We start from the raw sequence: 19,483 nt of genomic DNA on the forward strand, positions 1-19,483 counted from the left end.
CTTGTGAGGTGTCCGCCGCTCCCTCGCCGCCCCATTTGGCCCGTAGCCTAGCGCGATGCGGTGCCGACAGGCGCCGCGCCGGGCGAATCACGGGAGGGCCGAGGCGGCATGGCGAGCGTTCTGGTTACCGGCGGCTCCGGCTTCATCGCCGGTCATGTCATCCTGCGGCTGCTGGCCGAGGGGCATCAGGTGCGCGCGAGCCTGCGCGACCGGCGCCGCGCCGCCGAGGTGCTGGCCATGATCCGCCAGGGCGGCGGCGGTCCCGGCGATGCGCTCACCTTTGCCGTCGCCGATCTCACCGAGGATGCCGGCTGGGCCTCCGCCATGGCGGGCATCGACCATGTGCTGCACGTCGCCTCGCCCTTTCCCGCCGGCGTGCCCGATGACCCGGACGAGCTGATCCGCCCGGCCCGCGAGGGCACGCGGCGGGTGCTGCGCGCGGCGCGCGAGGCGGGGGTGAAGCGGGTGGTCGTCACCTCCTCCTTCGCCGCCATCGGCTATGGCCATGAGGGGCGCGGCCCCGACAGGTCGCTCTATGACGAGAGCGACTGGACCGTGCCGGACGCGCCGGACGTGCAGCCCTATATGGCGTCAAAAACGCTGGCCGAGCGCGCGGCGTGGGAGTTCATGGCGCGCGAGGGCGGGACCATGGAACTGGCGGTGGTCAATCCCGTCGGCGTGTTCGGCCCGGCGCTGGGGCCGGACCTTTCCACCTCGCTCGCGCTGATCCAGGCGCTGCTGGCGGGGCGCATTCCCGCCATGCCGCGCATTCATTTCGGCGTGGTGGATGTGCGCGATGTCGCCGACCTGCATCTCAAGGCGATGCTGGACCCTGCGGCGGCGGGAGAGCGCTTTCTCGCCACGGCGGGCGGCAGCCTCTCCATCGCCGCCATCGCCCGGCTGCTGCGGCGCGAGTTCGGCGGGGCGGCGGCGCGCGTGCCGCGTGTGGAACTGCCGGACGTGCTGGTGCGCCTCGCCGCGCTCGCGCTCCCCATGGCGCGCGCCGCCGTGCCGCAGCTCGGGCGCAAGCGCGAGGGCAGCTATGCCAAGGCGCACCGCGTGCTCGGCTGGACCCCGCGCCCGGCGGAGGAAGCCATCCTCGCCACCGCGCAGAGCCTGATCGAACTCGGGCTGGTGACGCCCCGTTAGGACGTCCGCCCGCGACTAGCCCGCTTTGCCCGCCGGCTGCTGCTGGGTGATGCAGTGGATGTTGCCGCCGCCGAGCACGATCTCGCGCGTCGGCAGGCCGATCACCTCGCGGTCTGGGAACAGGCCGGCGAGGATGGCGCGGGCCGTCTCATCGGTGCGCGGGTCGAGCAGCGGCATCAGCACGAAGCCATTGCCGAGGTAGAAATTGGCGTAGGAGGCGCCGAGCCGCTCCTGCGCGTGGCGCTGATAGGCATTGTCGGCCGGGGCGTCCTCGATCGCCTCGTCCGGCGCGCGGTAGAGCGGGCCGGGCAGCGGCAGCTTGACGATCTCGATGCCGCGCCCGCGCGCATCCGTCCGGCCCGACAGGCGCTCAAAGGCATCGACCGAGATGGCGTGCTGCGGGTCCGCCGGGTCGTCGCACCAGGTCAGCGCGACGACGCCCGGCCGCACGAAGCAGGCGAGGTTGTCGATATGGCCGGAGGTCTCGTCATCGACGAGGCCGGCGCCGAGCCAGATCACCTTGGAGGCGCCGAGATAGTCGCACAGATGCCGCTCGATCTCCTCGCGGGTCAGCGACGGGTTGCGGTTGGGGTTAAGCAGGCATTCCTCGGTGGTAAGCACCGTGCCCTCGCCATCGACATGGATCGAGCCGCCTTCCAGCACCAGCGGCGCGTCATAGCGCGGGGTGCCCCCGATTTCCGCCATCTTGGCGGCGATCAGCGCGTCCTGGTCGCAGGGCGCGTAGAGCCCGCCCCAGGCGTTGAACCGCCAGTTCACCGCGCGCACGGCGCCAGCGGCGTCGGTGACGAAAGTGGCGCCGGAATCGCGGCACCAGGAATCGTCCGAGGACGCCTCGACCACCCGTACATTGGCGGGGAGCGCGGCGCGGGCGCGGGCCCATTGACCGGCGGAGGTCAGCATGGTCACCGGCTCGAAGCGGGCAATGGTGCTGGCGACCGCGACGAAGGCCGCCTGCGCCGGGGCGGCGCCCTGGCGCCAATTGTCCGGCCGCTCGGGCCAGATCATCCAGGTGCCGGCATGGGGTTCCCATTCGGCCGGCATGCGGAAGCCGTCGGCGGCGGGCAGGCTGGTGAGGATCTCGGCCATGGCTCAGGCCACCCCGCGCGCGGTGGTGCGCCCGTCCAGGGTCAGCACCGGTGCATAGAGCTCCGGCCGGCGGTCGCGGAACACGCCCCAGCTGCGGCGCTGCTGGGCAATGGCGTCGAGGTCGAAGGTGGCGGTGATGACGCCCTCTTCCGCGCGGCCGGCTTCGGCCACCTTGGCCCCGGTCGGGTCGGCGATGAAGGAGGAGCCGTAGAAGGTGATCTCGGTTCCGTTCCGGCCGGGCTCGGTGCCGACGCGGTTGGAGGCGATGAGCGGCATGAGGTTCGCCCCGGCATGGCCCTGCATCACCCGCTGCCAGTGCGCGGCCGAATCAAGGCTCGGATCCTGCGGCTCGGAGCCGATGGCGGTGGGATAGAGCAGCACCTCGGCGCCCATCAGCGCCATGGAGCGGGCGCATTCGGGGAACCACTGGTCCCAGCAAATGCCGACGCCGATGCGCCCGGCCGCCGTGTCCCACACCTTGAAGCCGGTATCGCCGGGCGAGAAATAGAACTTCTCGGTGTAGCCCGGCCCGTCCGGGATGTGGCTCTTGCGGTAGACGCCGCGCACCGTGCCATCCGCGTCGACGATGGCGATGGAATTGAACAGCGCCTGACCGGCGCGCTCGAAGAAGCTCACCGGCAGCACGACGCCGAGTTCCTTCGCCAGCGCCTGGAAATGGCCGATCAGCCGGTTGCCCTCCAGCGGCTGGGCGAGGGCGAGGAATTCGTGCAGCTGGTCCTGGCAGAAATAGGGGGTCTCGAACAGCTCCTGGAGCAAGATCAGCGTCGCCCCGCGTCCGGCGGCCTCGCGCACCAGCGCCTCGGCGCGGGCGATATTGGCCTCGATCTCCCAGCTGCAACGCATCTGGGTGGCGGCGACGGTCAGGCTGCGCATTCTGTTCTCCGGGGGAGCGACGCGGGGCGGGCGTGGTTCAGTTGACCACGCGCAGGGGTTTTTCCAACACCTGCAGCACGCGCGCAAGCTCGTGCCCGCGCTTGAGGATGAGGCCGGTCTGCGACACCACCGTGTAGGCGCCCTGCTTGCGGGCGAGGCGCGGGTCTTTCTCGATGCGGTAGATCGGCACCTCGGCGGCGCGGCGGAAGATGGAGAACACCGCCCGGTCGCGGCCGAAGTCGATGGCGTAGTCGCGCCACTCGCCAATGGCGACCATGCGGCCATAGAGGTCGAGAATGCGGTCGAGCTCGCGCCGGTCGAAGGTCACGCGCACATCACGCCCGACCGGCAGGCTTATGGGATCGGTGTCCGCCACGGGCGTCCTCCCGGTTCGCGCGCGAAGCGGCCCCCGCGCGTCATGCAGCCGTCATGATCGCCCCGCCAGCGGCGCGGTTCAAGCCGGCCATGGGGATTTTGCGGCGGGGGGAGCGTTCGGACCTTCCCGCGTCATCCCCGCCCTTATGCCGTCATCCCGGACGGCCGAAGGCCCGAGCCGGGTTCGCGGCTTCCAGCTCTTACGACGTCATCCCCGGACTTGATCCGGGGATCCACGACGTCGACCAGGTGTGCCCGTGGCAAGTCGTGGATGGCCGGGTCAAGCCCGGCCATGACGGTCCGTGGGGCGGGAGGTTGTCATCCCCGGACTTGATCCGGGGATCCACGACTTGGCCGGGCGCGTCGGTGGGAAGTCCTGGATGGCCGGGCCAAGCCCGGCCATGACGGTCCGTGTCATCCGGACGACGCATGGGGGGTAGGTCGTCATCCCGGACGGCCATAGGCCGAGCCGGGATCGCGGCTTCCAGCTCTTACGACGTCATCCCCGGACTTGATCCGGGGATCCACGACGTCGACCGGGTGTGCCCGTGGCAAGTCGTGGATGGCCGGGTCAAGCCCGGCCATGACGGTGCGTGGGGTGGGAGGCGGCCGGGATGACGGCGGAAAGGTTGGGCGCCGTCAGGGCGCCTTAGCCCCCGCCCCTCAACCAATCTCGGCCCAGCCGCGCAGTTCGCGCTTCACCACGGCTTCCAGCGTGTTCATGCCGCCGTCCGAGTCATTCAGGCAGGGGATGAAGTGGAACTGCTCGCCGCCGGCATGGTGGAAGATCTCGGCATTCTCGCCGGCGATCTCTTCCAGCGTCTCGAGACAATCGGCGACGAAGCCGGGGGTGATGACGGCGATCTTCTTCACGCCGGATTTCGCCAGCGCCTCGATGGTCTTGTCGGTGTAGGGCTGCAGCCATTCCGCCTTGCCGAAGCGCGACTGGAAGGTGACCTTCAGCTTGCCCTCGGGCCAGCCGAGCTTCTCGCGCACCAGCCGCGCGGTCTTGTAGCAGTAGCAGTGATAGGGGTCGCCCTTGTCGAAATACTCCTTCGGAATGCCGTGGAACGAGGCGATGACCAGCTCCGGCTCCCAGTCCAGCCCGGCGAGTTCGGTGGTGATCGAATTGGCGAGCGCCTCGATATAGGCGGGCTCGTCCGGCCAGGGCGCGGCGACGCGCAGCACCGGCTGCCAGCGCATCTTCTTCAACGCGTCGAAGGCGGCATCGGCCACGGTGGCGGAGGTGGCGGCGGCATATTGCGGGTAGAGCGGCACCAGCAGCAGCCGGTCGCAGCCCTGCTGCTGCAGCGCCTCGATGCGCGAGGCGACGGAGGGATTGCCGTAGCGCATCGCCCAGTCGACCACGAGCCGCCCGTCCAGCGGGCCGATGCGGGCCGCGAGCTGCTCGGCCTGCGAGCGGGTGATGGTGCGCAGCGGGCCCTCATTGCGCTCATTGTTCCAGATCGTCGCGTAGTCCTTGCCCTTGGCCTGCGGGCGGATGGACAGGATGATGACGTTGAGGATGAACCACCACAGCACGCGGTTGACCTCGATCACCCGCCGGTCGGAGAGGAACTCCTTGAGGTAGCGGCGCATCGACCAGTAGTCGGTGCCGTCGGGCGTGCCGAGATTGACGATGAGCACGCCGATCTTGCCGACCTTCACCGGCGGATGGCCCGGCGGCAGATGCGTGCCCGCGCCAGTCCCGGAGGCGACGGTGCCAGCCGGCACCGGAACGATCTTGTTCATCGGCATACCCTTCCTCGCGGCGGCCGGCGCGCGCCGGCCGCGTGTCCCGAGCTTATAGGCGAAAACGCCCGGCTGGCCATCACGGCCCGGCGAGCGCACGCCATCCCCGTGCTTCTACGGATCAGGGGCGCGGGGGGATTTCCAGCCCGCGCTGTACGGCGGGGCGGGCGAGGCCGCGCTCCAGCCAGGCCGGCACGTTCTTCAGCTCCTGATAGGCGACGAGATCGGCCGCGCCGTAGAAGCCGATGAGATTGCGCACCCAGCCGAGGCACGCCATGTCGGCGATGGTGTAGTCCGCGCCCATGATCCAGTCGCGGCCCGCGAGCCGGTCCTCCAGCACGCGGATGAGGCGCGCGCTTTCCTTGGCGTAGCGCTCGCGCGGGCGCTTGTCCTCGTAAGCCGCGCCGGCGAATTTGTGGAAGAAGCCGAGCTGGCCGAACATCGGCCCGAGCCCGGCCATCTGCCACATGACCCACTGGAGGGTCTCGTAGCGCGCGGCCGGGTCGGTCGGCAGGAACTGGCCGGTCTTCTCGGCGAGATAGATGAGGATCGCCCCGCTCTCGAACAGAGCGAGCGGCTTTCCGCCCGGTCCGTTCGGATCGAGGATCGCCGGAATCTTGCCATTAGGGTTCAGCGCGAGGAATTCCGGCGTCCAGGTCTCGTCCTTGCCGATATTGATGGTGTGCGCCTCATAGGGCAGGCCGGTTTCCTCCAGCAGGATGGAGATCTTCACCCCGTTCGGTGTGGGGAAGGAATAGAGCTGGAGCCGGTCCGGGTGCTGCGCAGGCCAGCGGGCGGCGACGGGGAAGGCGGAAAGATCGGTCACGCGGAGACTCCGGTGCGAGGAAGGATCGGGCCTTATCTAGGCACCCCCGCGCCGGGCGCCAGAGCGGGCGCGCCATCCCCGCCCCGTCATCCCGGCTCAATGTCCTTCCCGTCCCGTCATCCCGGCCAAGCGAAGCGCGCGCCGGGATCGGCTGCCGGATTTGTGCGCGATCCCGGCTCTCGCTGCGCTCGGCCGGGTGCGTCGGAGGGAAGTCGTGGATGGCCGGGCCAAGCCCGGCTATGACGGCGCGTGAGCGGAGGCCGTCATCCCGGACGGCCGAAGGCCGAGCCGGGATCGGGTGCCCGTCTTATGCCGGACAGCGATCCCGGCTCTCGCTGCGCTCGGCCGGGATGACGGCTGAAATGTTGGCCGCCGTTCGGGATGGGGCTTCCAGCCCTCACGCCGTCATCCCCGGACTTGATCCGGGGATCCACGTTTTCCGCGCCCGCCCTTTCCAAGCCGTGGATGGCAGGGCCAAGCCCGGTCATGACGTTGTATGGATTGAGACGCGGCGCGGCCATTGGGAGGGCAGGACGATGACGGACGACACGGGGCCGGGGCGGCTCGGGCTGATTGGCTGCGGCCAGCTTGGCGGGGCGATCGCCGGGGCGCTGCTGCGGGCGGGAACGGTGCCGCCGGAGCGGCTGATCGTCTGCAACCGTTCCGGCCCCACCGGCGCGCTGGCGGGGATCGCCGGCGTTGAATGGACCACCGATCCGCAGGAGGCGGCCGGGCGCTGCGGCACGCTGCTGCTTGCCTTGCCGCCGCAGGCCGGCCGCGCGCTGCGCCTGCGGGCGGAGCGCTGTCTCGTCGTCTCCGTCATGGCCGGCATCCCCCGTGAGCAGCTGCGCGCCCTCACCGGCACGGAAAGGCTGGCGCGGGCCATGTCCAACCCGGCGGCCGAGATCGGCATGGCCTATTCGCCGTTTTATGCGCCGGGTCTCAGTGCGGCGGACATCGCGACGGTGCGCGCGCTGTTCGGCGCTTGCGGGCTCACCGACGAGCTGCCGGAGGAGAGCCAGATCGACGTGTTCACGGCCATCACCGGCCCGGTGCCGGGCTTCGTCGCCTATTTCGCCGCCTGCGTGCAGGATTATGCGCAGGCGCAGGGCATCGCGCCCGAGGTCGCCCGTCGCGCCGTCGCCCAGCTGTTTCGCGCGGGCGGGGCGATGCTGGCGGACAGCGCCGCGCCGCCGGCGACCTTCGTGCGGGAGATGCTGGACTATGCCGGCACCACCGCCGCAGGGCTCAGCGCGATGGAGGCCTCGCCCCTGCGCGCCGCCATCGCCGAGGGGCTGGAGGCCGCCCGCCGCCGCTGCCTCACCATCGGCACGCCGGAGGGGTGAGGGCGGCGCGGCGCTGTTCTGGCCGATCACGCCAGCCCGCCGTCACGCCGTCATCCCGGACGGCCGAAGGCCGAGCCGGGATCGCGTTCCGGCTCATGAGCGGCCGACGATCCCGGCTCTCGCAGCGCGGAGCCTGCCCTTGGGCTTGCCGAAGGCAAGACCCGAGGGGGCCGGGATGACGGGTGAAACGTCGCGCGTCGCGGCCGTCACCCCGCAGCAATACGCGGCAATGAACGATCACGGGGTCGTTAACCGAAAACACAGCGCTGCCCGAATTCGGCCGTGGCGGTGCCAAGCGGCCTCTCCATATTCACATCATAGCGTCGGGCCGGTTCGCAGAGCGCATCGGTTTCCCAGCCCCCCAGCCCCCCGCGGCGTGATGCGGACCGGCCCGACGTTATGTTCTAGGTTCAATCCCCGAATTGCTCTCAGGGCTGGCTCGCGCCGGCCCTTTTTTCTGTCGTGGGTGGGGATGGAGGCGTGGTGCCGGGCCTCAGACGCGCTATTTCAGTGGGGCCAGCGCCGCGCCGAGGATGGCGCCGGGCTCGTTGAAGCTGCCGGCCTGCACGATCACCGCCACCTGGTCGGCCTTGAATTCGGGCGGGATCTTCAGCGGCGCCTCATAGCTCATCCGCGTGCCGTCCCAGTCGCCGAGCTTCACCCAGCCGCGCACCACATTGTGGTAGGTGACGTGGCTGCCCTCATTCTCGCCGCGGCCGATCTCGACATCCATGCGGCTCGCCACGGGGCAGAGCCACACTTCGGCCGGGCCCATGCCTTCCGGCGTCAGGCCGCCCGGCGCCTTGTCGACGGTGACATGCAGCGTGCCGCCACGATTTTCCACGGTGAGCGGCACGGTCGGGCCGGGCGCCTTGGCCAGCGCGCGCTCGATGCCGGCATGGTCGGAGCCGATCGCCATGGCGGTGCCGTTCACCACCACCTGCGGGGTGAACATCTTGCCGTCGCCGCGCTGCTTGGCATAGGCCTTCTGGCGCAGCGAATGGCCGTGTTTGGCCAGCGTGTCCTTCCAGCCGAGATAATCCCAGTAATCGACCGCCAGCGAGAGCACCAGCACGTCCGGCTGCTTATCGGCGAGCTCGCCCAGCAGCTTGTCAGCGGGCGGGCAGGAGGAGCAGCCCTGGCTGGTGAACAGCTCGATCACCGCGCGGGGCGCGGGGATGGCGCGGGTGGTCGCAGGATGAGCCTCCGTCCCGGTGGCGGGGCCGGCCGACGGCGTCGCGTCCTGCGCCCCCGCGGGGGCGACCAGCAGGGCGGAGACGAGAAGCGTGGGGGCGAGAAACGTGGCGGCGATCCCGGCCAGCGCCCGGCCGAGAGGGGCCTTGAGGCGCGCCGCGCCCGCTTGCCGGCATTCCGGCCCGTAGCCGTCGGCGCGCGAGGGCGCGGCGGCAAAAAGGCGAGGCGGGGCAGCGAAAACAGGCATGTCGCGGGGGCTGTCCTTCTGCGCTCCTCCGGCAGGAGCGGTTCAAGGCAATAGGACGGCGGGCGCGCCGGCACCAGTCACATTCGTTTGTCGCCGCCGCACGCAATGGTGAAGGCGCCCGAGCCGATAGCATGCCTGCGAAGCGGCGCCCCTGCCATGGACAGGGGGCCTCAGCCGGATGGGCCGCCGCAACAAAAAGGCCGGCGCCGGATTGCTCCGGGCCGGCCTTTTCAGCTCGTTATCAGGCGATCCGCTCAGGCCGCGAGATTGCGCAGCACGTAAGGCAGGATGCCGCCATTGCGGAAGTAGTCCAGCTCGTCCAGCGTATCGATGCGGCAGGTGAGCGGGACGTTCTTGATCGTGCCGTCGGCGAAAATCACCTCGGCGATCAGCGTCTGGCGCGGCTTGAGGTCGCCCTCGATGCCCTTCAGCGTGACGATCTCGTCGCCCTTGATGCCGAGCGACTGCCAGCTCTCGTCATTCTGGAACACCAGCGGCACGATGCCCATGCCGACGAGGTTCGAGCGGTGGATGCGCTCGAAGCTCTGGGCGACGACGGCGCGGATGCCGAGCAGCTTGGTGCCCTTGGCCGCCCAGTCGCGCGAGGAGCCGGTGCCGTATTCCTTGCCGGCGAAGACGACGGTGGGCACGCCTTCGCTCTTGTAGAGCATGGCGGCGTCGTAGATCGGCATGACCGTGCCGTCCGGCCAGTGCTTGGTGAAGCCGCCTTCCTTGCCGTCCAGCATCTGGTTCTTGATGCGGATATTGGCGAAGGTGCCGCGCATCATCACCTGGTGATTGCCGCGCCGCGTGCCGTACTGGTTGAAGTCGGCCGGGCGGACCTGATGGTCGCGCAGATAGGCGCCGGCGGGGCTGGCTTCCTTGATCGAGCCGGCCGGGGAGATGTGGTCGGTGGTGATCGAGTCGAGGAACAGACCCATCACCCGCGCCGACAGGATGTCGGTGACCGGCTCCGGCTCCATCTTCATGCCCTCGAAATAGGGCGGGTTCTGCACATAGGTGGAGCGGTCGTCCCAGGCATAGGTCTCGCCGGTGGGAATGGCGATCTTCTGCCAGTTCTCGTCACCCTTGAACACGTCCGCGTACTTCTCCTGGAACATCTTCTTGGTGACGTTCTCGCGGATGAACTTGGCGATTTCCTGGTTCGAGGGCCAGATGTCCTTGAGATAGACCGGCTGGCCGTCGGAGCCCGTGCCGAGCGGCTCGGTGGTGAGATCCACCTGCAGCGAGCCCGCAATGGCGTAGGCGACCACGAGCGGCGGGGAGGCGAGGTAGTTCGCCTTCACGTCCGGGTTCACGCGGCCCTCGAAATTGCGGTTGCCGGAGATCACGGCGCCGGCGACGAGGTCGTTCTTGTTGATCGCTTCCGAGATCGGCTCCGGCAGCGGGCCGGAATTGCCGATGCAGGTGGTGCAGCCGAAGCCGACCAGGTTGAAGCCGAGCGCGTCGAGATCCTTCTGGAGACCCGCGGCGTTCAGATAGCCTTCGACGACCTGCGAACCGGGCGCCAGCGAGGTCTTCACCCAGGGCTTGGAGGTGAGGCCCCGCGCCGCCGCGTTGCGGGCAAGCAGGCCGGCGGCGATCAGCACCGAGGGGTTCGAGGTGTTGGTGCAGGAGGTGATGGCGGCGATCGTCACGTCGCCATGGCCGAGCGTGTAGTCGGTGCCTTCCACCGGCACGCGCTTGCCGGTCTCGCCGGCCTTCTTGAACTCGCCTTCGAGCGCGGCGAGGAAGCCCTGCTTGGTGCCGGAGAGCAGCACGCGGTCCTGCGGGCGCTTCGGGCCGGCAAGCGACGGCAGCACGGTGGTGAGGTCGAGTTCCAGCACATCGGTGAACACCGGGTCGGCGGTGCCGGCCTCGCGCCACATGCCCTGCGCCTTGGAATAGGCCTCGACGAGCGCGATGCGGTCATCGGTGCGGCCGGTCTCGTCGAGATAGGCGATGGTCTCGGAATCGACCGGGAAGAAGCCGCAGGTCGCGCCATATTCCGGCGCCATGTTGCCGATGGTGGCGCGGTCGGCGAGCGAGAGGTGCTCGAGGCCGGGGCCGAAGAACTCGACGAACTTGCCGACGACGCCCTTCTTGCGCAGCATCTGCGTGACGGTGAGCACGAGGTCGGTGGCGGTGATGCCCTCGGTCAGCTCGCCGGTGAGCTTGAAGCCGATCACTTCGGGAATGAGCATGGAGACCGGCTGGCCGAGCATGGCCGCCTCCGCCTCGATGCCGCCCACGCCCCAGCCGAGCACGCCGAGGCCGTTGACCATGGTGGTGTGCGAATCGGTGCCGACGCAGGTGTCGGGATAGGCGACGGTCGCGCCGTCCTCATCCTTGGTCCACACGGTCTGGGCGAGATATTCGAGGTTCACCTGGTGGCAGATGCCGGTGCCGGGCGGGACCACGCGGAAATTGTCGAAGGCCGACTGGCCCCATTTCAGGAAGCGGTAGCGCTCCTGGTTCTGCTTGTACTCTTCCTCGACATTCTTGCCGAAGGCGGCGGCGTTGCCGAAGAAGTTGACGATCACCGAATGGTCGATGACGAGGTCGACCGGCACCAGCGGGTTGATGCGCTTGGGGTCGCCCCCGAGATTGACCATCGCGTCACGCATGGCGGCGAGGTCGACCACGGCGGGAACGCCGGTGAAGTCCTGCATCAGCACGCGCGAGGGACGATAGGCGATTTCGCGCTCGTCCTTACCGCGGTTGATGAGCCAGTCCTTGATGGAGATGATGTCGTTCTTCGTGACGGAGCGGCCGTCCTCGAAGCGCAGCAGATTCTCCAGCAGGACCTTCATCGAGAAGGGGAGGGCGGAAACGCCATCCAGTCCGTTCTTTTCGGCGTCCGGAAGGCTGTAATAGACGTAAGTCCGGTTTCCGACGGTGAGAGTTTTCCGGCTTTTGAAGCTGTCGAGCGACGTCACGGCAGACTGATCCCCGCTGATTGTGGCACGGATGCGAGAGGGCCTTGGAGGGATGAGGCCTGGCGGGCTATAGCTCGCGCGGCCCAGGCCAAGGGCGACGGCGCATCGTTCAGTTTTCTATATAGAGCCATTTCAAACACCGATCCTAGAGGCACGACGCGATGCATCGAAAAATTGTGCGTTGCGTCAGCTTCCCCAGCGGCGGGAGGGGGGCCGATGCGACTGGTCGTTGAAGGGCTCGGCTGCCGGCGTGGCGCCCGCCAGCTGTTCCAGCGCCTCGATTTTACCGTCGAGGCCGGCGGCGCGCTGGTGGTCACCGGACCGAACGGCACCGGCAAATCCTCGCTGCTTAGACTTTTGGCGGGCCTCGCCCGTCCCGAGGCCGGGCGCATCCGGCTGGAGGGCGCGCGCGAACCCGAGCATTTCACCGAGGAGGCGCATTATCTCGGCCATCTCGATGCTCACAAGGCCTCGCTCAGCGCGCGGGAGAACCTTGATTTCTGGCGCGCCATGCTCGGCCGGCCCGGCCTTTCGGTGAGCGCGGCGCTGGAGGAGGTGGGGCTCGGCGGCTTGGGGAGCCTGCCGGTCGCGGTGCTCTCGGCCGGGCAGAAGCGGCGCCTCGCGCTCGCCCGGCTTCTGGTGGCGCATCGCCCGCTCTGGCTGCTCGACGAGCCGACGACCGCGCTCGATGTGGAGGCGCAGGCGCGCTTCGGCGAGATCGCCCGCGCCCATGTCGCCGGCGGCGGGCTGCTGATCGCCGCCACCCATGCGCCGCTGGATTTTCCCGCCGCGCGGCTCGACCTTGGCGCCTACCGCCCGACGCGGGCCATGGTGGCGGCCGAGATCGGTTCGGAGCCGGAATGATGGCGCGCGCCTTTCTCGCCCTTCTGCGGCGCGACCTCCAGCTCGCCCTGCGCGCCGGCGGCGGCGCCGGTCTCGGCGTCGTGTTCTTCCTCGCCGTGGTGGTGGTGACGCCCTTCGCCATCGGCCCGGACCTTGCGCTGCTGGCGCGAATCGGTCCCGCCATTTTGTGGATCGGCGCGCTGCTGGCCTCGCTGATCGGCCTCGACCGGCTGTTCGCCGCCGATGCCGAGGACGGCTCGCTCGACGTGATGGCGATGCTGGAACTGCCGCTCGAACTCATCGCCGCCGCCAAGGGGCTGGCGCACTGGATTGCCACCGGCCTGCCGCTGGTGATCGCCGCGCCGATCCTCTCGCTTCTGCTGAACCTCTCCCCGGCCTCGATCGGCGCGCTGACGCTGACGCTGCTGGTCGGCACGCCGGCCATCACCTTTCTCGGGCTGATCGGCGCCGCCTTCGCCGCCGCCTTCCGGCGCGGCGGCCTGCTGGTCGCGGTGCTGGTGATGCCGCTGACCATTCCGGTGCTGATCTTCGCGGTGGCGGCGACCGGCACGGCGATCGGCGGCACGGTGCCGTTCGGCACGCCGTTCCGCATTCTCGCTGGGCTGTCGCTCGCCTGCCTGGTGCTCGGGCCCATCGCGGCGGCCGCCGCGCTGCGGGTGACGCGCGGCTGAGAAACAGTCGCGCGCCACGTTTTTCGCGACTCGTCAGGTATTTTGAATGCCAGAGCGGGCGCGACATCCGCCCGCAGGCGGGGTGCAGCCGCCTGTCAGGGGGCAAAAGGCGCGGTGCAGCAAAGCGCCGCACTCCTCACAAAGCCTTGAGATGCCGGGATCGGCGCCGCTTTGCGCCGTTTCGGGGCCGCTACGTCATTTGCCCCCCGCAATCCCTCACGTCCTCGTGTTGCAGCACGCAAAGAGGCGTGTTAGGGAACCGCCGACTTCATGGGCGGGTGGGGGAAATTCCATATCCGGCCTTGAGTTGGAACCCTTCCAGTCCGGAGGCCGGGGCCGCGCCATGGCGGCAGGTGCTCCCTTCCGGAAAGTCCCGAGAGAGGCACTGTGGCCGAGACCTACGTATCCGGAGTGGCAGGACGCTACGCGACGGCTCTGTTCGAGCTCGCGCGTGACGCCGGTGTCATCGATGCGGTGAAGGCCGACCTCGACAGGTTCGGCGCGCTGATTGCCGAGAGCGACGACCTCAAGCGCCTCGTGCGCAGCCCGGTCTTCTCTGCCGAGGAACAGGAAAAGGCGATCGTCGCCATCCTGGCCAAGGCCGGGATCGGTGGTCTCGCCGGCAATTTCTTCAAGACCGTGGCGGCCAATCGCCGCCTGTTCGCCGTTGAGGCGATCATGCGCGGCTACGACCAGCTCGTCGCCGCCGAGAAGGGCGAAGTCGTGGCCGAGGTCACGGTCGCCCAGCCGCTTTCCGAAACCCACGCCGCCACCCTCAAGCAGGCGCTCGACCAGATGACCGGCAAGCACGTCAAGCTCGCCGTCGTGGTCGACCCCGCGCTGCTCGGTGGCCTCAAGGTCAAGCTCGGCTCGAAGCTCATCGACGCCTCGCTCAAGACCAAGCTCAATTCGATCCGCACTGCGATGAAAGAGGTTCGCTGATGGATATCCGCGCCGCTGAAATTTCCGCGATCCTCAAGGAGCAGATCAAGAATTTCGGCCAGGAAGCCGAAGTCTCCGAGGTCGGTCAGGTTCTCTCCGTCGGTGACGGCATCGCCCGCGTCTACGGTCTCGACAACGTCCAGGCGGGCGAGATGGTCGAGTTCGAGAACGGCACGCGCGGCATGGCGCTGAACCTCGAAATCGACAATGTCGGTGTCGTCATTTTCGGCTCCGACCGCGAGATCAAGGAAGGCCAGACCGTCAAGCGCACCGGCGCCATCGTCGACGTGCCGGTTGGCCGTGGCCTGCTCGGCCGCGTCGTCGACGCTCTCGGCAACCCGATCGACGGCAAGGGCCCGATCGAGTCCACCGAGCGCCGCCGCGTCGACGTGAAGGCGCCGGGCATCATCCCGCGCAAGTCCGTGCACGAGCCGATGCAGACCGGCCTCAAGGCGATCGACGCGCTGATCCCGGTCGGCCGTGGCCAGCGCGAGCTGATCATCGGCGACCGCCAGACCGGCAAGACCGCCATCGCGCTCGACACCATCCTGAACCAGAAGCCGCTGAACGTCGCGGGCGCCCCGGAGAGCCAGAAGCTCTACTGCGTCTACGTCGCCGTCGGCCAGAAGCGCTCCACCGTCGCGCAGTTCGTGAAGGTGCTCGAGGAGCAGGGCGCGCTGGAATACTCCATCGTCATCGCCGCGACCGCCTCGGACGCCGCGCCGATGCAGTTCCTGGCGCCGTTCGCCGGCACCGCGATGGGCGAGTATTTCCGCGACAACGCGATGCACGCGCTCATCATCCATGACGACCTGTCCAAGCAGGCCGTGGCCTACCGCCAGATGTCGCTGCTGCTGCGCCGCCCGCCGGGCCGCGAAGCCTATCCGGGCGATGTGTTCTATCTCCACTCGCGCCTGCTCGAGCGCGCCGCCAAGCTCAATGACGAGAACGGCGCCGGCTCGCTGACCGCCCTTCCGGTCATCGAGACCCAGGCGAACGACGTGTCGGCCTACATCCCGACCAACGTCATCTCGATCACCGATGGCCAGATCTTCCTCGAGTCCGACCTGTTCTTCCAGGGCATCCGCCCGGCGGTGAACGTCGGCCTCTCGGTCTCCCGCGTCGGCTCCTCGGCGCAGATCAAGGCGATGAAGCAGGTCGCCGGCAAGATCAAGGGCGAGCTCGCCCAGTACCGCGAGCTGGCCGCCTTCGCCCAGTTCGGTTCCGACCTCGACGCCTCCACCCAGAAGCTGCTCAACCGCGGCGCGCGCCTGACCGAGCTGCTCAAGCAGCCGCAGTTCTCGCCGCTCAAGGTCGAGGAGCAGGTGGTGGTGATCTTTGCCGGCACCAATGGCTATCTCGACAACCTCCCGGTCGCGAAGGTTCGCGCCTATGAGGACGGGCTGCTGCTGCTCCTGCGCACCAAGCACGCCGACATCCTCGAGACCATCCGCACCTCCAAGGAGCTTTCCAAGGAGACCACGGCGAAGCTGACGGCGGCGCTCGACGCCTACGCCAAGTCCTTCGCCTGAGCCGGTAGAGCGGAGCAACAGGGCACATGGCCAGCCTCAAGGAGCTGCGCAATCGCATCGCTTCGGTGAAGGCGACGCAGAAGATCACCAAGGCGATGCAGATGGTCGCCGCCGCTAAGCTGCGGCGCGCCCAACTCGCCGCCGAGGCTGCGCGCCCCTACGCCGTCCGCATGGAGAGCGTGCTGGGCAACATCGCCGGCTCGATCTCCAGTGGCCCCGACGTGCCGCTGCTGCTGAGCGGCACCGGCAAGGAGCAGACGCATCTTCTCGTCGTGCTGACCGCCGAGCGCGGCCTGTGCGGCGCGTTCAACTCGTCGATCACCCGCCTCGCCCGCGACCGCGCCGTCGCGCTGATGAACCAGGGCAAGACGGTCAAGATCTTCTGCGTTGGCCGCAAGGGCAACGAGGCGCTGCGCCGCCAGTTCGGCAAGCAGATCGTCGAAGTTGTCGAGCTGCGCGCCAACAAGGGCGTCACCTTCGCCGACGCGCAGGCCATTGCCGAGAAGATCTCGGACATGTTCGCCGCCGGCGAGTTCGACATCGCGACCCAGTTCTTCAGCCGGTTCCAGTCGGTCATCTCGCAGGTGCCGACCGGCCAGCAGCTGATCCCGGCCACCTTCCCCGAAGCCGCGCCGGCGGCGAGCGGGGCGGCCGCGACCTATGATTACGAGCCCGACGGGGCGGAGATCCTTGCCGACCTGCTGCCGCGCAATCTCGCGGTGCAGATCTTCAAGGCGCTGCTCGAGAACGGCGCGTCCGAACAGGGCGCCCGCATGAGCGCGATGGACAACGCGACCCGCAACGCGGGTGACATGATCAAGAAGCAGACTTTGACCTACAACCGCACCCGCCAGGCGATGATCACGAAGGAACTTATCGAGATCATCTCCGGTGCCGAGGCGCTGTGAGGCAAGGACCAGGCACCGGAAGGACGACGAACATGGCTAATGTCGGACGCATCACGCAGGTCATCGGCGCCGTCGTGGACGTGCAGTTCGAGGATCATCTCCCGGAGATCCTGAACGCGCTCGAAACCACCAATAACGGCGCGCGCCTCGTGCTCGAAGTTGCCCAGCACCTGGGCGAGAACACTGTGCGCACCATCGCGATGGACTCCACCGAGGGTCTGGTGCGTGGCGCGGTCGTCACCGATACCGGCGCGCCGATCCTGGTGCCGGTGGGCGACGCCACGCTCGGCCGCATCATGAACGTCATCGGCGAGCCGGTGGACGAACTCGGCCCGGTGGTCGGCGAGACCCGCCGCGCCATCCACCAGCCGGCCCCGTCCTATGCCGAGCAGTCGACCGAATCTGAGATCCTGGTCACCGGCATCAAGGTCGTCGACCTGCTGGCGCCCTACTCCAAGGGCGGCAAGATCGGCCTGTTCGGCGGCGCCGGCGTCGGCAAGACCGTGCTCATCATGGAGCTGATCAACAACGTCGCGAAGGCGCACGGCGGTTACTCCGTGTTCGCCGGCGTCGGCGAGCGCACCCGTGAGGGCAACGATCTCTATCACGAGATGATCGAGTCCAAGGTGAACGTGGACCCGCACGAGCATAATGGCTCGGCCGCCGGCTCCAAGTGCGCCCTGGTCTATGGCCAGATGAACGAGCCCCCGGGCGCCCGCGCCCGCGTCGCCCTGACCGGCCTCACCGTCGCCGAGCACTTCCGCGACCAGGGCCAGGACGTGCTGTTCTTCGTCGACAACATCTTCCGCTTCACCCAGGCGGGTTCGGAAGTGTCGGCGCTGCTCGGCCGCATCCCCTCGGCGGTGGGCTATCAGCCGACGCTCGCCACCGACATGGGCGCGCTGCAGGAGCGCATCACCACCACGACCAAGGGTTCGATCACCTCGGTGCAGGCCATTTACGTGCCGGCCGACGATCTGACCGACCCGGCGCCGGCCGCCTCCTTCGCCCATCTCGACGCCACGACCGTGCTCTCGCGCTCGATCGCGGAAAAGGGCATCTACCCGGCCGTGGACCCGCTCGACTCGACCTCGCGCATCCTGTCGCCGCTGGTCATCGGCGAGGAGCACTACAACGTCGCTCGCCAGGTGCAGCAGACGCTGCAGCGCTACAAGGCCCTGCAGGACATCATCGCGATCCTGGGCATGGACGAGCTCTCGGAAGAGGACAAGCTCACCGTCGCCCGCGCCCGCAAGATCGAGCGCTTCCTGTCGCAGCCCTTCCATGTCGCCGAAGTCTTCACCGGTTCGCCGGGTAAGCTCGTCGACCTCGCCGACACCATCAAGGGCTTCAAGGGCCTGGTGGAAGGCAAGTATGATCACCTCCCGGAGCAGGCCTTCTACATGGTCGGCACCATCGAAGAGGCGATCGAGAAGGGCAAGAAGCTGGCTGCCGAAGCCGCGTGAGGCTGACCGCCCGGCGCCCCCTCGGGGGCGCGGGGCCCCGCCTTTGAGCTGACGCACCCGCTGGAGGACACATGGCCAACTTTCCCTTCGAGCTCGTCTCCCCCGAGCGCCTCGTCTATTCCGGCTCGGTCAGCGAAGTGATCGTGCCGGGCACCGAGGGCGAGTTCGGCATCCTCGCCGGCCATTCGCCCTTCGTCTCGACGCTGAAGCCGGGCATCCTGACCATCAAGGGCGACGCCGGGACGAAGAAGCTCTTCGTCCGTGGCGGCTTCGCCGAGGCCAACCCGCAGGGGCTGACCGTGCTGGCCGAGACCGCGATCCCGCTCGAGGAGATCAAGGCCGACCGCCTGGCGCAGATGATCAAGGACGCGCAGGAAGACGTCGAGGACGCCCGCGACGAGGCGACCCGCCAGCGCCGCCTCGCCTTCCTGGAAGCGCTGAAGTCCGCCGCCACCGCCATCGAGTCCGATGCGCGCACCGCGCATTGAGGCCTCGCCAGCGATAAGATGACGATGAACCGGGCCGCCTCGACAGCGGCCCTTTTCATTTGGCCCTCACCCGGAGGCTCCCATGAGTGATTTCAGCGGTTCGACCTTCAGCGCCCATGCCTGGGGCCGCAACCAGCCGATCTATGACGCCATCCGCACCATGCCGTTCAACAACGCGCTGGCCGACGGCACGCTCTCGCTGGAGCGCTTCCGCCACTACATGGTGCAGGACGCGCATTACCTCATCGCCTTCGGCCGGGGCCTCGCCATCGCCGCCGCCAAGGCCGACGACCCGGACGGGCTGGTGCAGTTCGCGGAAGGCGCCAAGGTCGCCGTGGTGGTCGAGCGCTCGCTGCATGCCGACTTCTTCCAGAGCTTCGGCATCAGCCCGGACGAGTTCGCCAGGACCGAAATGTCGCCGGTGTGCCACCACTACACCAGCTTCCTGATCGGCACCGCCCATGCCGAGCCCTATCCGGTGGTGCTGGCGGCGCTGCTGCCCTGCTTCTGGATCTATGCCGAGATCGGCCGCGACATTCTCGGCCGCGCCGTGCGCCCGAACCCCTATGATGCCTGGATCGACACCTATGCCGGCGAGGAGTTCCACGAGGCGGTGCGCGCGGTGATCGCCACGACCGACCGTGCCGCCGCCAAGGCTTCGCCCGACGTGCTCGCCCGGATGCACGAGGCGTATAAGCGCGCCTGCCAGCTGGAATGGATGTTCTGGGATTCGGCCTGGCGCGAGGCCGACTGGCCGGTCTGAACGGGCGCGCCCCGCTCCGG

Annotated in this window: 17 protein-coding genes; 10 read left to right on the forward strand and 7 right to left on the reverse strand. The window is 68.6% G+C overall.

Annotation, left to right across the window (positions count from 1 at the left end):
- The first annotated feature begins 108 nt into the window (after nt 1–108).
- Nucleotides 109–1,149 (forward strand): SDR family oxidoreductase, encoded by a 1,041-nt coding sequence (locus OU996_RS04955; RefSeq protein WP_267584538.1) that lies wholly within the window; start codon nt 109–111, stop codon nt 1,147–1,149.
- 15 nt (nt 1,150–1,164) lie between these two features.
- Here the strand turns inward: OU996_RS04955 and aguA are convergent, their stop codons facing one another.
- The 5 genes from aguA to OU996_RS04980 all read right to left on the reverse strand — a co-directional run bounded on the left by aguA (nt 1,165) and on the right by OU996_RS04980 (nt 6,103).
- Entirely contained in the window at nt 1,165–2,256 is a 1,092-nt protein-coding gene (aguA, locus tag OU996_RS04960) for an agmatine deiminase (RefSeq protein WP_267584539.1), read from the reverse strand.
- 3 nt (nt 2,257–2,259) lie between these two features.
- Complete coding sequence (gene aguB / locus OU996_RS04965; protein ID WP_267584540.1) at nt 2,260–3,150, reverse strand: N-carbamoylputrescine amidase; 891 nt, start codon at nt 3,148–3,150, stop codon at nt 2,260–2,262.
- A gap of 37 nt (nt 3,151–3,187) precedes the next feature.
- Nucleotides 3,188–3,526 (reverse strand): DUF2794 domain-containing protein, encoded by a 339-nt coding sequence (locus tag OU996_RS04970; protein ID WP_267584541.1) that lies wholly within the window; start codon nt 3,524–3,526, stop codon nt 3,188–3,190.
- A 662-nt stretch (nt 3,527–4,188) separates the two neighbouring features.
- Nucleotides 4,189–5,277 carry a ferrochelatase gene (hemH, locus tag OU996_RS04975; protein ID WP_267584542.1) on the reverse strand — a complete coding sequence of 363 codons (1,089 nt, stop codon included), beginning with the start codon at nt 5,275–5,277 and terminating at the stop codon, nt 4,189–4,191.
- A gap of 121 nt (nt 5,278–5,398) precedes the next feature.
- Nucleotides 5,399–6,103 carry a glutathione S-transferase N-terminal domain-containing protein gene (locus OU996_RS04980; RefSeq protein ID WP_267584543.1) on the reverse strand — a complete coding sequence of 235 codons (705 nt, stop codon included), beginning with the start codon at nt 6,101–6,103 and terminating at the stop codon, nt 5,399–5,401.
- Between the two features lie 536 nt (nt 6,104–6,639).
- Here OU996_RS04980 and OU996_RS04985 point away from each other — a divergent pair.
- Entirely contained in the window at nt 6,640–7,449 is an 810-nt protein-coding gene (locus tag OU996_RS04985) for a pyrroline-5-carboxylate reductase family protein (protein ID WP_267584544.1), read from the forward strand.
- A 502-nt stretch (nt 7,450–7,951) separates the two neighbouring features.
- Here OU996_RS04985 and OU996_RS04990 read toward each other — a convergent pair.
- On the reverse strand, nt 7,952–8,890 hold the full coding sequence (locus OU996_RS04990; RefSeq protein ID WP_267584545.1) for a DUF1223 domain-containing protein: 939 nt from the start codon (nt 8,888–8,890) through the stop codon (nt 7,952–7,954).
- 254 nt (nt 8,891–9,144) lie between these two features.
- Nucleotides 9,145–11,829, reverse strand: coding sequence for an aconitate hydratase AcnA (acnA, locus tag OU996_RS04995; protein ID WP_267584546.1), 2,685 nt, complete (start codon nt 11,827–11,829; stop codon nt 9,145–9,147).
- Nucleotides 11,830–12,045: 216 nt separating this feature from the next.
- Here acnA and ccmA point away from each other — a divergent pair, with 216 nt between their 5' ends.
- From ccmA to tenA, 8 genes are all read left to right on the forward strand, one after another.
- Complete coding sequence (gene ccmA / locus OU996_RS05000; protein ID WP_267584547.1) at nt 12,046–12,693, forward strand: heme ABC exporter ATP-binding protein CcmA; 648 nt, start codon at nt 12,046–12,048, stop codon at nt 12,691–12,693.
- Nucleotides 12,693–13,364, forward strand: coding sequence for a heme exporter protein CcmB (gene ccmB, locus OU996_RS05005; protein ID WP_267585598.1), 672 nt, complete (start codon nt 12,693–12,695; stop codon nt 13,362–13,364). Before ccmA ends, ccmB begins: the two co-directional genes overlap by 1 nt.
- 387 nt (nt 13,365–13,751) lie before the next feature.
- Entirely contained in the window at nt 13,752–14,306 is a 555-nt protein-coding gene (locus OU996_RS05010; protein ID WP_267584548.1) for a F0F1 ATP synthase subunit delta, read from the forward strand.
- Entirely contained in the window at nt 14,306–15,838 is a 1,533-nt protein-coding gene (gene atpA / locus OU996_RS05015; protein ID WP_267584549.1) for a F0F1 ATP synthase subunit alpha, read from the forward strand. The genes OU996_RS05010 and atpA overlap by 1 nt, the downstream gene beginning before the upstream one ends.
- 26 nt (nt 15,839–15,864) lie before the next feature.
- A complete protein-coding gene (locus OU996_RS05020; RefSeq protein ID WP_267584550.1) occupies nt 15,865–16,746 on the forward strand; it encodes a F0F1 ATP synthase subunit gamma in 882 nt (293 codons plus the stop codon).
- 32 nt (nt 16,747–16,778) lie between these two features.
- A complete protein-coding gene (gene atpD / locus OU996_RS05025; RefSeq protein ID WP_267584551.1) occupies nt 16,779–18,212 on the forward strand; it encodes a F0F1 ATP synthase subunit beta in 1,434 nt (477 codons plus the stop codon).
- A 71-nt stretch (nt 18,213–18,283) separates the two neighbouring features.
- Nucleotides 18,284–18,700, forward strand: a complete 417-nt coding sequence (locus OU996_RS05030; RefSeq protein WP_267584552.1) for a F0F1 ATP synthase subunit epsilon — start codon at nt 18,284–18,286, stop codon at nt 18,698–18,700.
- Nucleotides 18,701–18,782: 82 nt separating this feature from the next.
- Entirely contained in the window at nt 18,783–19,463 is a 681-nt protein-coding gene (gene tenA / locus OU996_RS05035) for a thiaminase II (protein ID WP_267584553.1), read from the forward strand.
- Nucleotides 19,464–19,483: the final 20 nt, after the last annotated feature.

The organism is Ancylobacter sp. SL191 (assembly GCF_026625645.1).
In the GTDB taxonomy this organism is placed as follows: domain Bacteria; phylum Pseudomonadota; class Alphaproteobacteria; order Rhizobiales; family Xanthobacteraceae; genus Ancylobacter.

Bases quoted from the DNA above. Each gene is read 5' to 3' on its own strand.
- OU996_RS04955 (WP_267584538.1), top strand. From the start codon at position 109: ATGGCGAGCGTTCTGGTTACCGGCGGCTCCGGCTTCATCGCCGGTCAT.
- aguA (WP_267584539.1), bottom strand. From the start codon at position 2,256: ATGGCCGAGATCCTCACCAGCCTGCCCGCCGCCGACGGCTTCCGCATG.
- aguB (WP_267584540.1), bottom strand. From the start codon at position 3,150: ATGCGCAGCCTGACCGTCGCCGCCACCCAGATGCGTTGCAGCTGGGAG.
- hemH (WP_267584542.1), bottom strand. From the start codon at position 5,277: ATGAACAAGATCGTTCCGGTGCCGGCTGGCACCGTCGCCTCCGGGACT.
- OU996_RS04985 (WP_267584544.1), top strand. From the start codon at position 6,640: ATGACGGACGACACGGGGCCGGGGCGGCTCGGGCTGATTGGCTGCGGC.
- OU996_RS04990 (WP_267584545.1), bottom strand. From the start codon at position 8,890: ATGCCTGTTTTCGCTGCCCCGCCTCGCCTTTTTGCCGCCGCGCCCTCG.
- ccmA (WP_267584547.1), top strand. From the start codon at position 12,046: ATGCGACTGGTCGTTGAAGGGCTCGGCTGCCGGCGTGGCGCCCGCCAG.
- ccmB (WP_267585598.1), top strand. From the start codon at position 12,693: ATGGCGCGCGCCTTTCTCGCCCTTCTGCGGCGCGACCTCCAGCTCGCC.
- atpA (WP_267584549.1), top strand. From the start codon at position 14,306: ATGGATATCCGCGCCGCTGAAATTTCCGCGATCCTCAAGGAGCAGATC.
- OU996_RS05020 (WP_267584550.1), top strand. From the start codon at position 15,865: ATGGCCAGCCTCAAGGAGCTGCGCAATCGCATCGCTTCGGTGAAGGCG.
- atpD (WP_267584551.1), top strand. From the start codon at position 16,779: ATGGCTAATGTCGGACGCATCACGCAGGTCATCGGCGCCGTCGTGGAC.
- OU996_RS05030 (WP_267584552.1), top strand. From the start codon at position 18,284: ATGGCCAACTTTCCCTTCGAGCTCGTCTCCCCCGAGCGCCTCGTCTAT.
- tenA (WP_267584553.1), top strand. From the start codon at position 18,783: ATGAGTGATTTCAGCGGTTCGACCTTCAGCGCCCATGCCTGGGGCCGC.